The 12907-nt window shown below is 73.2% G+C and carries 15 protein-coding genes; 8 read left to right on the top strand and 7 right to left on the bottom strand.

The genetic code is table 11. The annotated features are described in order from the left end of the window. Both KUA19_RS39335 and KUA19_RS39330 read left to right on the top strand, forming a co-directional pair. Positions 1-182 (top strand): hypothetical protein (locus KUA19_RS39335; protein WP_217404611.1); only part of this gene is annotated, 182 nt, incomplete at its 5' end. Between the two features lie 414 nt (positions 183-596). Beyond that, on the top strand, positions 597-1349 hold the full coding sequence (locus KUA19_RS39330) for an alpha/beta fold hydrolase (protein WP_217404609.1): 753 nt from the start codon (positions 597-599) through the stop codon (positions 1347-1349). Here KUA19_RS39330 and KUA19_RS39325 read toward each other — a convergent pair. After that, on the bottom strand, positions 1346-1855 hold the full coding sequence (locus KUA19_RS39325) for a GNAT family N-acetyltransferase (protein ID WP_217404607.1): 510 nt from the start codon (positions 1853-1855) through the stop codon (positions 1346-1348). The genes KUA19_RS39330 and KUA19_RS39325 overlap by 4 nt on opposite strands. A gap of 162 nt (positions 1856-2017) precedes the next feature. Between KUA19_RS39325 and KUA19_RS39320 the strand changes: the two genes are divergently transcribed. The 3 genes from KUA19_RS39320 (at position 2018) to KUA19_RS44840 (ending at position 4697) form a co-directional block, all read left to right on the top strand. Then, on the top strand, positions 2018-2587 hold the full coding sequence (locus tag KUA19_RS39320) for a hypothetical protein (RefSeq protein WP_217404605.1): 570 nt from the start codon (positions 2018-2020) through the stop codon (positions 2585-2587). Between the two features lie 63 nt (positions 2588-2650). Beyond that, positions 2651-3208, top strand: coding sequence for an orotate phosphoribosyltransferase (locus tag KUA19_RS39315; protein ID WP_217404603.1), 558 nt, complete (start codon positions 2651-2653; stop codon positions 3206-3208). 727 nt (positions 3209-3935) lie between these two features. After that, positions 3936-4697, top strand: a complete 762-nt coding sequence (locus tag KUA19_RS44840) for a phosphotransferase enzyme family protein (protein WP_308167905.1) — start codon at positions 3936-3938, stop codon at positions 4695-4697. Here KUA19_RS44840 and KUA19_RS39305 read toward each other — a convergent pair. Both KUA19_RS39305 and KUA19_RS39300 read right to left on the bottom strand, forming a co-directional pair. Next, positions 4670-5539: a hypothetical protein gene (locus KUA19_RS39305; RefSeq protein ID WP_217404599.1), complete on the bottom strand. Its 870-nt coding sequence runs from the start codon at positions 5537-5539 to the stop codon at positions 4670-4672. The two genes, KUA19_RS44840 and KUA19_RS39305, sit on opposite strands and share 28 nt — an antisense overlap. Positions 5540-5677: 138 nt before the next feature. Further along, positions 5678-6049, bottom strand: a complete 372-nt coding sequence (locus tag KUA19_RS39300) for a hypothetical protein (RefSeq protein WP_217404598.1) — start codon at positions 6047-6049, stop codon at positions 5678-5680. A gap of 104 nt (positions 6050-6153) precedes the next feature. Here KUA19_RS39300 and KUA19_RS39295 point away from each other — a divergent pair, with 104 nt between their 5' ends. Further along, positions 6154-7389: an MFS transporter gene (locus KUA19_RS39295; RefSeq protein WP_217404596.1), complete on the top strand. Its 1236-nt coding sequence runs from the start codon at positions 6154-6156 to the stop codon at positions 7387-7389. Positions 7390-7474: 85 nt separating this feature from the next. On the opposite strand, the gene KUA19_RS39290 is transcribed toward KUA19_RS39295, so the two are convergent. Further along, entirely contained in the window at positions 7475-8386 is a 912-nt protein-coding gene (locus KUA19_RS39290; RefSeq protein WP_217404594.1) for an ADP-ribosylglycohydrolase family protein, read from the bottom strand. A 42-nt stretch (positions 8387-8428) separates the two neighbouring features. Then, on the bottom strand, positions 8429-9388 hold the full coding sequence (locus KUA19_RS39285; protein WP_217404592.1) for a helix-turn-helix transcriptional regulator: 960 nt from the start codon (positions 9386-9388) through the stop codon (positions 8429-8431). Between the two features lie 62 nt (positions 9389-9450). Between KUA19_RS39285 and KUA19_RS39280 the strand changes: the two genes are divergently transcribed. Further along, the gene (locus KUA19_RS39280; protein WP_217404590.1) at positions 9451-10911 is read left to right on the top strand and encodes an MFS transporter; all 1461 of its coding nucleotides are present in this window, start codon (positions 9451-9453) and stop codon (positions 10909-10911) included. A gap of 64 nt (positions 10912-10975) precedes the next feature. Here the strand turns inward: KUA19_RS39280 and KUA19_RS39275 are convergent, their stop codons facing one another. Together KUA19_RS39275 and KUA19_RS39270 are read right to left on the bottom strand one after the other, a co-directional pair. Continuing rightward, positions 10976-11134: a hypothetical protein gene (locus tag KUA19_RS39275; RefSeq protein ID WP_217404588.1), complete on the bottom strand. Its 159-nt coding sequence runs from the start codon at positions 11132-11134 to the stop codon at positions 10976-10978. A 54-nt stretch (positions 11135-11188) separates the two neighbouring features. After that, on the bottom strand, positions 11189-12454 hold the full coding sequence (locus tag KUA19_RS39270; RefSeq protein ID WP_217404586.1) for a hypothetical protein: 1266 nt from the start codon (positions 12452-12454) through the stop codon (positions 11189-11191). 131 nt (positions 12455-12585) lie between these two features. On the opposite strand from KUA19_RS39270, the gene KUA19_RS39265 reads away from it, so the two are divergent. Next, a complete protein-coding gene (locus KUA19_RS39265; RefSeq protein WP_217404584.1) occupies positions 12586-12906 on the top strand; it encodes a DUF8820 family protein in 321 nt (106 codons plus the stop codon). Position 12907: the final 1 nt, after the last annotated feature.

Genomic DNA, 12907 nt, shown 5'->3' with positions numbered 1-12907 from the left:
GGCTGGCGGCTGGCGGCTGGCGGCTGGCGGCTGGCGGCTGGCGGCTGGCGGCTGGCGGCTGGCGGCTGGCGGCTGGCGGCTGGCGGCTGGCGGCTGGCGGCTGGCGGCTGGCGGCTGGCGGCTGGCGCGTAACGATGATCGCCGTCTTCGGTCACTATCTCGGCTGCACAGCGCCCTTTTGACCGACGACAGCGATCATCGACCGGAACAGCCCCGAAGATCGCGATCTCCGGTCACTTCGCTGCACAGGCCATGGCCGAAAACCCGGATTCTGACCGGAAACGACGATCACCCACGACGGCACCCGCAACAGCACCCACAAAGATCACGGTCACCGGTCAAAACACTGCAGCCGCGTCGCGCGAGAGCCCGCCGCCCGCCCCACCGAACGATCACCACCTGCGACCAGGTCGAAGATCACAGTTCGTGGGTCACCCCCTCATCGCCGGAAGAAGTTTCGGCCGCTGATCCGGCGTTCCACGTGCGGAAAGTCGCAATGCCGCGGCAAGGCGGTCGAGGCGGGTCCGATCGAGGGTGCTTGTGCCCGTGGCGAAAGCGAGCCGGACCGCAGCGGAGCAGGCGGTAGGCTCCCCGACATGCTTCTTGCTCATGATCTTGAAGGACCGGTGGACGCGGAGACGGTGGTGCTGCTGCACTCCTCGGTGTGCGATCGCCGGATGTGGGAGCCGCAGCGCGAACCGCTGCTGGCTGCCGGTTACCGGGTGCTGCGCGCCGACTTCCGCGGATTCGGTGACACGCCGTACCCGGCCGGGCCGTACAACAACGCCGAGGATGTGCTCGCCCTGCTCGACGCGTCTGGCATCGAGCGGTTCGCCCTGGTCGGCGCGTCGTATGGCGGCCGCGTTGCGCAGGAGATCGCCGCCCGGTGGCCGCACCGGGTGACGACGCTGGCCCTGCTGTGCGCCGCGCGGCGCGACCAGACGCCCACCGACGCCATCGCCGCCTTCGCCGAGCAGGAGGAGAAGCTGGTCGAGGACGGTGACCTGGCCGGGGCGGCCGCGCTGAACGTGGCCACCTTCGTCGGCCCGCGCGCCGACGCGGCCACCCGCGAGCGCGTGACCGCGATGCAGCTGCACAACTTCGAGGTGCAGCTCGGCGGCGCCGATGTGGGCAGGTCCGATCAGGACCACGACCTCGGCGCAGTCACGGCCCGTACGCTGGTCGTCTCCGGCGCCCACGACCTGGACTTCTTCACCCAGACCGCCGAGCACCTGGCCGCGCACATCCCGGGCGCGCGGCACACCGTGCTCGACTGGGCCGGCCACCTGCCCAACCTCGAGGACCCGGCGGCGCTGAACCCGCTGCTGCTGGAGTTCCTGCGCGGCTAGAGCCGCTGCTCCAGGACGCGGCCCGTCCACTCGCCGAAGGTCAGCGGATGGGTCGCGGTGAACCCTTGCCGCTCGTAGTAGTGGACCAGCGCGCGATCGCCCGCGTCGTGGCAGTCGAGCCGGAGCAGGCCGATGCCGGCGGCGCGGGCCAGGGCACGGGCATGGTCGAGCAGGAATGCGCCGATGCCCTGGCCGGGGCGGCGGCGGTCGGCGACGAGCAGGTTGACGTACAGGTCGGGTTCGGACGGTGCCGGGGCGAAGTCGGCGGGCAGGCCGACCACGAGCGCGCCGACCACGACGCCGCCGGTCTCGGCGATCCAGAAGCCCTCGGCTCGCGCCCACTGCTCGGCCTGGGCCAGCCGCCGTGGGCTCGTGGACTGTGGCCCGGTGCCCCACTGGCCGGTGCGCCCCTGCGCCACCAGCCACTCCACCGCCACATCCAGCAGGCTCAACACAGCCGGGATATCGTCGGGACCGCCGCGCCGCGCCGTGATCGTCTCGCGCATCCCGCGCTCCTCTCGTCCGCCCCCAACCTACGCGCCGGTGCCCCGTCCGGGCGCTGCCGGCGGCCCGGAGCAGATCCAGCCGGGCCTGGCAGGCAACAAAATGATCACGACCTCGGCCGTGGGACGGCCTCGCACGGCCGGACGGCCTAACCTCTGGCCCTTGTGACCCGCCGTATCGCCCTCGTGCTCGCCGCCGCCGCGCTCGCCCTGTCCACCCTCGGCTGCTCTCTCGCGAATCCGCCGGACTCGGGAGCCGCTTCGTCCCCGCCCGCGTACACGGCGCCGGTACTGCCCAGCCCGACCGGCGAACCGCTGACCCCCGAGGCGGCCGCGAAGCGGTACCTGGAGATCGCCGACGGTTACAACGCGGCGATGACGACCTTCTGGGAGCGGGTCGACGAGGCGGCCGAGAAGGACTCCGGCATCGACTGGCGGGAGCTGCAGGAAGCGGCCAAGACCTTCCTTGAGGCCGCCGACGCCGAGGCTGCCGCGCTGGCCGGTACGAACTGGCCGCCGACGGTACGAAAGGAGGTCGAGATCCTCCTGGCCGCGAAGGCGACCAACCGCCGGAGCTGGTTCGACCTCGCGCACGCCCCGACCCGAACCCGCTTCTACGCCCTGTCCGAGAACCTCGACCCGGTCTGCGACGGCGATGCCGCCAACGCGGTGCGGGCCGCGCTCGGCCTGCGCTCCAGCGGCAGCACCTGCTCCGAAGACTCACCCGCATCCTGATCGGACCCAGTGTGCGCACCGACGCTGGGCCCTCGGGCCGGTACCGCGCCGGATGGTGGCATGATGATCTATGTGAATCGTGACGAGCTGGCCGCCGCTGTCGACCGCCGCTGCCGCCTGCGGGGCGAGTTCCTGCTGCGGTCCGGGCGCACCGCGACCGAATACTTCGACAAGTATCGCTTCGAGGCCGACCCGGTGCTGCTGGACGCGCTGGCCGGGCAGTTGGCCGCCCTGGTGCCCGCGGACACCGAGGTCCTGGCCGGGCTGGAGATGGGCGGTATCGCCGTGGTCACCGCACTTGGGCGCCACACCGGCCTGCCGTGCGCGTTCGTCCGCAAGACCGCCAAGGCGTACGGCACCGCGCGGCTGGCCGAGGGCGCGGACGTCGCGGGGCGGCGGGTGACGGTCGTCGAGGACGTGGTCACGTCGGGCGGCCAGATCGTCATCTCGACGGGCCAGTTGCGCGAGCTGGGTGCGGTGATCGAGCACGCGGTCTGCGTGCTCGACCGCGAGGAGGGCGGCACGGCGGCCCTGGCCGAACACGGCATCGCCCTGCACCCCCTGCTCACCCGCACCGACCTCGACCTCACCCACACCGACCTCGACGCGGCCCACCACTGACGACCGCCCGCCGGCCGCAGGGTCAAGGACGGCCGCAGGGTCACGGACGGCCGCAGGGTCAAGGACGGCCACAGGGTTAAGAAGGTGCCCTTCCTCTACGCAAGCGATAAGAAGGTGCCCTTCCTTTCCTCGCGGAGCGGGTGGATGAGGGGCTTTGTGGGGTACGAAAAAAGGTGGCCCGGCGGCGGCGCTCACCCCCGTTAGCGCCGCCACCGGCCACCATCTGTTCGGGTGGTGCCGTCCCCCAACGGCATGCCACCCATCCCCCGGGCACTCCACTCGGCGCCACCAGCCGAAAGAGCTTTCGGCCGGGCCTCGCCCTTCGGGACCCCCAAACGTTGTTCGAGCTCCGGGCTTTCCTCGAGCTTTGTGCCTGCCGATCACGCTACGTCGCAGAACAGGCCACCGTCCAGGGCAAACCCAAGATTTTTTTACTTTGTGTATGCATTGCCAACACGGAGCGTATACCGAGCCACCTCGCCCACCGCCCGACTCTCCCCCCACTGCGCCGCCCGTCCCATTCACCCCGCGCGATTAATCCTTTTTACCCCCCTCCGTACCGTCATCGAGATCACGCTCCGCAGCAGTTCCGGGGAAACTGTCGGAATCTTGGACTACATATCTGCACTTTCCCCGAAACTGCGAACCGAACCGAACCGAACCGCGCGGGGCGCGGGGGCGGGGCGCGAGGCGGGGCGCGGGCGGGCGCGGCGGTACGGTGCCCAGCGTGGGACAGCGCTTCGAAGGTGGCGTCAACGAGGTCGAGCGGGTCGGGCAGGTGGTGCACCGTCCCGTCGGGCCGTGGACCCCGGCCGTGCACGCGCTGCTACGGCACCTTCGCGCGGCCGGGTTCACCCAGGGCCCGGCGGTGCACGGCTTCGACGGAGCCGGGCGGGAGGTGCTGGATTTCATCCCGGGTGAGGTGCCCGACTATCCGCTGCCCGAATACGCCCGCGCCGACGCCGCCCTGGTCGCGGTCGGCGCACTGCTGCGCCGGCTGCACGACGCGAGCCTCGGGTTCACCCCGCCGCCGGGCGCGGTGTGGCAGCTGCCGCCGCGGGAGCCCGCCGAGGTGCTCTGCCACGGCGACCTGGCGCCCTACAACTGCGTGTTCCGCGACGGGGAGCTCGTCGCCGCGATCGACTTCGACACCGCCCATCCGGGGCCGCGGCTGTGGGACCTGGCGTACACGGCGTACCGGTTCGTGCCGTTGAGCGCACCGGAGAACCCCGACTTCACGGCGCCGCCGGACGAGCAGCGGCGGCGGCTGCGGCTGCTGTCCGACGCGTACGGCCTCGACCCGGGCGACCGGCGGCGCCTGCCCGAGACGGCCGTACGTCGGGTGCGGGCGCTGGCCGAACACATCCGCACGCAGGCCGCGCTCGGGCACCCGGCGTTCGCCCGGCACCTGGCGCAGGGCCACGCCGACCTGTACGACGCCGACGCGGCCCACCTCGACCGTCACCGCGACGCGCTGTCCACCGCCTGAATCACCGGCAGCACCATGGTCTGGTCCGGGGTGCCCGCGACGGCCCCGGGCACCGTCCGGCGCTGCGCCCAGCGGGCCCGGGTGCCCGCGGCGTCGGCGGCCCGGCGCAGGCTCGCCGCCGCGGCGGCCGCGGCCTCGCTGGCCAGCCACGCCGTCTTCTCCCGTGCGGCGGCACGGCCGTACTCCTCGCGCAGCGTCTCCCGAGCCGCCCGGCTCAGGACGGCCTCCTGCTCGATCGGGTGGCGGCGCGGGTCCCAGCCACCCCGGTGCGCCAGCGCGTCGCTCAGTTCCAGTGCCGACAGGCGGTTGTGCGAGCAGGCCGACATGGCGCCACGGTGCAGGAAGCGCTCGCGGAAGGCGTACTCGGCGGGGGTCTGCGGGGTGCGCGGCAGCGGGATGGCATTGGCGGCCAGCACCCGGCGCGCGTCGGTGTCGGCGGCGTCGTACTCGTGCCAGGCACGGTCGGCGGCGTCCTGGGCGGTCAGCCACTCGTCGCGGCGGCGGCGCGCGAGCGCGGCGGCCCGCTCCGCGGCCTGCACCGCTTCCTTGGCGCGCTGCTGCAGCGTGCGGGTGTGTGCCGCGAGCAGCTGCCCGGTTGACGGACCGGCGGCGACCGGTGCGGGCTCCTCGATCATCGGGCCGGTGATGGCCCCGCGCAGCAGTTCACCGATGCGGCGCAGCGGGACGACCGGGGTGGGTGCGGCGCCGGGGCGCTCCCGGTCGGCGGCGTGGTGGTAGACGGCCAGTGCGACCGCGGCCAGCGCGGCGGCGACGGCCAGGCCCAGCCAGATCAGGGCGGCGTGGGACAGGTCGAGTAGCAGGTTGGCGAATACGACGTCCATGGTTCGACACCTCGGGGTGAGCGGTGTGGGTGAGGGGTACGCGCGCCCGGCCGCGACGCGGCGGCGTCCGGCAGCGGGCAGCAGGGTGCGAGGGTGCGCGAGTGCGCGCTGGGGTGGATGCGGCGTGCGCCGCCGGGCTCAGCGCGCGGCGGGCGGAGCGCGGGAGGTGTGCCCGTCGGCGAAGGGGTCGCCGATCGGCTGCGGGCACGTGTGCGGCCCGAACGTGAGCGTGACCGGCTCGCCGGCCCCGATGCGCAGCTGGACCACCGGGGCGGCGTCGCAGGCGGCGGCAGCGGGGGCGTCCGCGGTGGCCGCCGGGCCGGTCGGGGCGAATTCGACGACGGTGGCCGAGCCGACCGTCGCGGGAGGCGTCCAGATGTCCTCGGTGGACACCGCCGGGCAGGCACCCGCCGGGCTGGACAGCAGCGACATCAGCACCAGCGCCGCGAGCAGGCGCAGCGACAGGCGCGCGACCCACCGAAGTGGACCGGCGAGCGCGCTGAATGTCACGAAAAGAAAACTACTCTGCACCGCCTGATGTCGCATCCCGAGTGATCGAGACCACAGCGATGCGGGCGTATCCCGCGCATGCCCGGCGCGTAGCGTCCGCTCGTATGGAGCCGCGCCTGCTCGCCGCGGTGTTGCCCCCGCCCGGCCACCTGCGCACCGCCGCCTACGCGACGCTGGCGAACACGGTGGGCACCGGCCTCTGGGCGGCCGGGGCGGCGATCTACCTGACCCGGTCGGCGGGCCTGTCGGTCGCCGCAGTGGGCGCCGGACTGTCCGTGGCGGCCCTGGTGGGGCTGACCGCCTCCGTCCCGTTGGGACACCTGGCCGACCGCCGCGATCCGCGTGCGCTGCGCGCGGCGCTGCAGTTGGCGCAGGCCGTGGTGGGCCTGGCCTTCCTGCTGGTCGACTCGCTCGCGACGTTCCTGGTGGTGGCGGTGCTGGAGTCGCTGCTGACCGTGGGCAATCTGGCGGTACGCGCGGCGTTGGTGGCCGTCGTGGCCGGACCGGAGGGCAGGGTGCACGCGTTCGCGGCGCTGCGCGCCGTGGCCAACGTCGGCATCGGCGTGGGGGCGGCACTGGCCGCGTTCGCGCTGGCCGCCGACACCTCCACCGGCTACCGGCTGCTGGTCGCCGGCAACGCCGTCACCTACCTGGTCTCGGCCGGGCTGCTGATGCGCCTGCCCGCCTTCCCGCCGCCCGAGGCGGGAGCCGGGGCTCGGGACCAACCGGCGCGGGCGGCGTTGCGCGCGCCGCGTTTTCTCGCCGTCACCGGTGCCGCCGCCGCGATGGGCGTGCACCGGGTCGCCCTCAAGCTGATCGTGCCGCTGTGGATCGCCATCCGCACCGACGCGCCGCGTACGGTGATCTCGCTGGTGCTGGTCTGGCACACCGTGCTCAGCGTGCTGCTGGCGGTGCGGTTGGGTCGGGGCGTGCGCAGTCCCGGCGCGGCCGCCCGGATGACCCGGCGCGGCGGGCTGCTCATCGCGGCGGGCCTGCTCGGGTACGCCGCCACCGCCGGGCTCGGCGTGCCCGCCACGATCGTGCTGCTGCTCGGGGCGACGACGGTGCACACGATCGGCGACCTGTGGCACGGCAACGGCTCGACCGGCCTGGCGTACGAGCTGGCTCCGCCCACCGCGGTCGGGCAGTATCAGGGCGCTTTCCTCCTGCTCACCGGCCTGACAAACGCCGTGGGCCCGGCCCTGCTCACCGTTTCGCTGCTGCGGCCCGATTCCCGCTGGGGCTGGTACGCGCTGGCGGCGACGGTCGCCGCGACCGGCCTGGCCGTGCCACCCCTGACCCGCTGGGCCGCCGCGGAGGCAGGCCGGGACCACCCCTGACCCGCCCGCCGAGATCGCGAATTGTGGACGCTGGGTGCTGCCCAGGCGACACCCAGCGTCCACAATTTCGGATCAACGCCGGACGCTACTCGTCCAGCCAGGCGGGCAGGGGTTCCCGGGCGGCGAGCCAGTCGGCGGGAACGCCGTCGGCGCCGGTGTACGACGCGACGATGCCACCCGCGATCGCCGCGGTCGTGTCGATGTCACCACCCGCGCTGACGCAGGCCCGGATCGCGGCCGGATAGTCGTCGAGCCACCGCGCGGCCACCCACAGGGTGAACGGCACCGTGTCCTGCGCGGTGACCCCGGCGCCGTTGCCCAACACGTACGCGGCCTCGGCGACCGGCACGTGCAGCATCCGCCGCGCGGCCGCCGTGTACTTGCGGACCTTCCCGGGTGGCAGGTGCGCGAGCACGGCGTCGAGGAAGGGGCCGGGCTTCGGGCGTACCCCCGACAGGCGGCCCGCGACCGCGAGGCTCGCCGCGACCGCGACCCCGACGGCGCCCGCCACCCCGTCCGGATGCGCGTGGGTGACCCGGGCCGACAGCTCGGCCTGCGCCGCGGCCCGTTGCGGGTCCCCGGCGAAGTACGCCCCGAGCGGCGCGACCCGCATCGCGGCCCCGTTGCCGCAGGAGCCCTGCCCGTCGAACAGCTCGGCCGCGGCCTGCCGCCACGGCACGCCCTGGCGGACGTTGTGCAGCAGCACGAACGCGCCGACGCCGTAGCCCCGGTTCGGCTCGCAGCGGTGGGCGAACGCGTCCACCAGCTCGTCGGGGTCGATCCGACCGGCCCGGCGCAGCATCCACAGCACCGAGCAGGCCATCTCGCTGTCGTCGGTCCACTCCCAGACCGGCGGCGGGACCGTGCCCGCGAGTAGATCGTCGACCTTGGGGCCGACCGTGAAGTACTGCGCTCCCAGCGCGTCGCCGACGGTGAGTCCCGCCAGGCTGTCCGCGGCGTAACCCAGCCGCGTGTTCTCGTGCAGGATGAAGGACATCTTGGCCCGATCCTCGCGCGCGGCAGCGGTCGGGAGCAACGGCTATCCGGCGGCGCGGTTCAGCCGCTCGGCGAGTGCCCGCAGCGCGACGGACAGCTCCGGTGCGTCGACCACGGTGAAGTCGGCGTCGAGCAGGCCCAGCCACAGCGCCATGGTCTCGGGGTTGTCGGCGCCGATGGTGACCGCGCAGCTGTGCTCGTCGGCGACCTCGATCGACCCGGCGGAGGCGGGCAGCCGCTGCGCGATCACGTCGGCGGGCGCGCGCACGATCAGCCGGGCCCGATAATGCCAGGCGGCGGTGGACACGCCGCGGGACACGTACGCGGCGAGGTCGTCGGCGGGCAGCGGACGCGGGGCGAAACGCGGGCCGCCCGGGGTGCGCGGCTCGATCCGGTCGACCCGGAACGTGCGCCAGTCGCCGCGCAGCGTGTCGTAGCCGACGAGGTACCACTTGCGACCCCAGTTGACCAGGCGATACGGCTCGACGTCGCGACGGGTGGCGCTGCCGTCGTGCGCCCGGTAGTCGAACCGGACCCGCTCGGCGTCGCGGCAGGCGGCGGCCAGCGTTGTCAGCACTGAGGCGTCCACCTGCGGGCCGCGCCGGGCCGAGGGCACCGCCACCGTGTACGACTGCAGCGCGTTGACCCGCCGCCGCAGCCGCACCGGCAGCACCTGCTCCACCTTGGCCAGCGCCCGCAGCGACGTCTCCTCGATCCCCGCGATCGACCCGCTCGCCGCGGTACGCAACCCCACCGCGACCGCGACCGCCTCCTCGTCGTCGAGCAGCAGCGGCGGCAGGTTCGCCCCGGCGCCGAGCCGGTAGCCGCCGACCGCGCCCCGGGTGGCGTGCACGGGATAGCCGAGGCTGCGCAGCCGCTCCACGTCGTTGCGGATGGTGCGGGTGCTGACGTCTAGGCGGTCGGCCAGCTCGGGGCCGCTCCACTCGCGCGGGGTCTGCAGCAGCGACAGCAGTCGCAGCAGGCGGGCTGAGGTCTCCAACATATTTCCACCCTGCCAGGCAATCAGGAACGGACCTTTCCTGATTGCCTGGCAGGGTCTACCGCATGACAAACATCAGCAACGGCCGCCGCTGGCTCGGCCTGCTCGCGATCCTGGCCGCCACCCTCATGAACCTGCTCGACGCGACGGTGGTGAACGTCGCCGCCCCGTCGATCCTGGCCGACCTGCACGGCAGCTACGCCGACCTGCAGTGGATCGCCGCCGGGTACACCCTGGCGCTGGCCGTCGGACTGCTCGTCGGCGGACGCCTGGGCGACATGTTCGGGCGGCGGCGGATGCTGCTGCTGGGCGTGGTCGGCTTCGTCGCCGCGTCGCTGCTGTGCGCGGCCGCCTGGTCGCCCGGCGCGCTGATCGCGGCCCGGGTGGTGCAGGGCCTGTTCGGGGCGGTGATGATCCCGCAGGGCTTCGGCCTGATCCGCGACCTGTTCGGCCCGGCCGACCTGGGTAAGGCGTTCGGCGCGTTCGGGCCCGCGATCGGGCTGTCCACCATCCTCGGACCGATCGTCGCCGGGGCGCTGGTCGACGCCGACGTCTTCGGCACCGGCTGGCGCATGGTGTTCGGCATCAACCTGCCCCTGGGCGCGTTCGCGCTGCTGGTCGGTCTGCGTACGCTGCCCGCGGGGCGCGCCGCGGTGGCGGTGCGGCGGCTGGACCTCACCGGCGCGCTGCTGGCCGGGGCGGGCATGTTCCTGCTCGTCTACCCGCTGATGCAGGGCCGTGAGGCGGGCTGGCCCGGGTGGACCTGGGCGATGCTGGCGGCGTCGGCCGTGGTGCTGGGCCTGTTCGCCGCGCACCAGCTGCGCCGCAAGGCCACCGGGGGTACGCCGCTGGTGGAGCTGAGCGTGTTCGCGAAGCGGTCGTACACCTCCGGTGCGCTGTTCGTGCTCGTCTTCTTCGGCGCCATCGTCGGCTTCTCCCTGTCGGTCGGCCTGTTCCTGCAGCTCGGCCAGGGCAGGAGCCCGATCGGGGCGAGCGTGGCCATGTCGGCGTGGGCGATCGGCGCGTTCCTCGGCTCCGGCTTCAGCGCCGGGGCGATGGCGAAGCTGGGCCGCCGCATCCTGCACCTCGGCCTGGCCGTGATGGCCGTCGGCCTGGTGCTGCTGTACGCCGCGTTCGACGACCGGGGCATGGGCATCGGCGGCTGGAGCCTCAGCGTGCCGCTGCTGGTGTACGGCGCGGGCATGGGCATGATCTTCGTGCCGCTGTTCGACGTCATCATGGGCGAGATCGCCGACCACGAGGTCGGTTCGGCCGCGGGCATCCTGGAGTCCATCCAGCAGCTCGGCTCGTCGCTGGGCGTGGCCGCGCTGGGCACGGTGTTCTTCACGACGATCGGCGCGTCGGCGGCGTTCCTGCCCGCCGTGCAGCGGGTCACGCTGATCGCGCTGGCGCTGACGGTGGTCGCCTTCGGGTTGGCGTTCGCGCTGCCCAGGCGCGCCCGCCAGGGCCACGCCCCCGCGCAGGCGCCCGCCGAAGCCGCGCCCCGCGAACCCGCCCTCGTCTGAGAGCGAAGGAAGGGCACCTTCTTGTCGGAATCCGATGTAGAAGGTGCCCTTCCTAACCTCGTGGTCAGGCGCCGAGGTGGGGCAGCCTCGCGGCCAGCGGCGGTTGGCCGTTGAAGCCGTCGGTGCACAGGATCCAGCCGTACGCGACGTCGCAGTCCTCGTAACTGCCGCCCAGCGGCGACTTTCGGATGACCTTCAGCTCCGCCGCGTCCAGGTCGACCACGCCCAGATAAGCCTCGTTGCGGGGGATGCCGCGAGAGGAGCTCAGCAGGGTGGCTCAGCCGAGAAGGACCGGCAGCCGCCGGGCCATCGCCACGTGGCGAACGTCGTCGCGGCACAGCAGCCAGCCGTGGCCGATGTCGCAGCTGTCGTAGTACCCGTCCAGCCGCGTCACCGAGGTGACGGTCAAGCCGCCGGGCCGAAGCACGACCACCCCCAGGTACGACCCAGGCCCGCGCCGTTCCACCGGGACCTTGAGGGCGGCACCGGACCAGTCGCCCCCGAAGACCCACAGACGGTCGCCCTCGGACGACAGCGCCCGCCACCGCCCGAGGTCGCCGATCTGGCGGCCGGTCGCGGTGTCCAGGACCACGGTGCGGTCCCCGCCCTGCCCGCTCTGCACGCCCACGAGCACCGACTGTCCGCCGTCCAGGTTCAGCGCGTTGCTCAGCAGGAACTGCGGCTTCACGTACGCGACGTCGCCGTCGAGGTCGTACACGGTCAGGTCGGTGCCGCGGGCGCACATGTGGACACCGCACAGCTGCATCGACGCCGGTCCGCCGGTCCGGGCGGGGAACGGGAAGGGCGGCCCGGCGGCGGCGAGTGTCGAGCGGTCGTAGAGCCTCAGCGTGGTCGGCTCCGTGGCGCCGCTCGCCGAGCGCACCGAGCTCGGGATGACGATCAGGTATCGCTCGTCCCAGCCCGCCAGCTGCGATCCGGCCGGAAGGCGGCCGATCTCCCGTACCACGCCGTCGGCCAGCCTGACGCCGCGCATCCTGCCGTCTGCCGCCACGTTCCACAGTTCGTCTCGGGCCCACATGCTGTCGCCGCGCAGCAGCGGCGACTGCCAGCGCAGCGCGCCGGTACGGGTGTCCACGGCCACACCGTCGCGGGTGCACCCGTTGCAGTAGAGCAGCACCGTGTCCGGCGTGGAACCTAAGCCGAGCGAGCCGTCCCGGTCCCACAGCGGCGCCCCGGTGGCCAGGGCCACGGCGTAGGTGTGCCCGGTACCGGGCGCCGGCCGCCCGTCCACCTTCGCCTGCTCCGTGAGGACGAGTGTGTCGCCGAGCGCCTGGTAGGAAACGATCCTGGCCAGGGCTGGATCGCGATGCCACAGTGAGCGGCCGGTCGTCAGGTCGTACAGGTCGAAGGAGCCGTCGGAGTCGTGCCCTCGCGAGCGGATGGCGTATCCGTCCGCGACGATGGTCAGGGACTCGCCCTTGGCGAGGGCCAGCTGTCGACTCGGTGGGGTCTGGCGGGCTGCCGACCCCGCCAGCCCCCACAGCAGCACCAGCGTGAGTGCTGTCAGTGCTCGGTACCGCATCACGATCTCCCCGTCTGAACCGGCAGTGCCGCACGTTAGCAGGGAGCCGCCACGTCGGTGGTCCCGCCGATCTGTCGGACCGTGCGGCTAGCGTCGGTGACGTCCACGATGGAGCGATGAGGGCGGAAGCGATGTACCGACAGGGAGACGTGCTGGTCCAGCCGATGGCGCGGGAGGCGCTGCCGGTCGGGCTGGTCGACGCGCCGCGCGACCGCGGCAACCGGATGGTGCTGGCGTACGGCGAGGCCACCGGTCACGCGCACGTGCTCACCGGCGACCGGGTGAGCCTGCTCTGCCCGCCCGACGACCCGGCCAGCCTCTACGTCATCGTCGAGGGCTACGGCCGCCTCGGCCACGAGGAGCACGGCGCGATCGCGCTGCCGGTCGGCATCTACAAGGTGATCCGCCAGCGGGAATACTTCCCCGGCGCGATCCGTCCGGTCGCGGACTGAG

It is taken from the genome of Catellatospora tritici (assembly GCF_019083965.1).
Taxonomy (GTDB): Bacteria; Actinomycetota; Actinomycetes; order Mycobacteriales; family Micromonosporaceae; genus Catellatospora; species Catellatospora tritici.
This window is presented reverse-complemented; position numbering and strand designations above follow the sequence as displayed.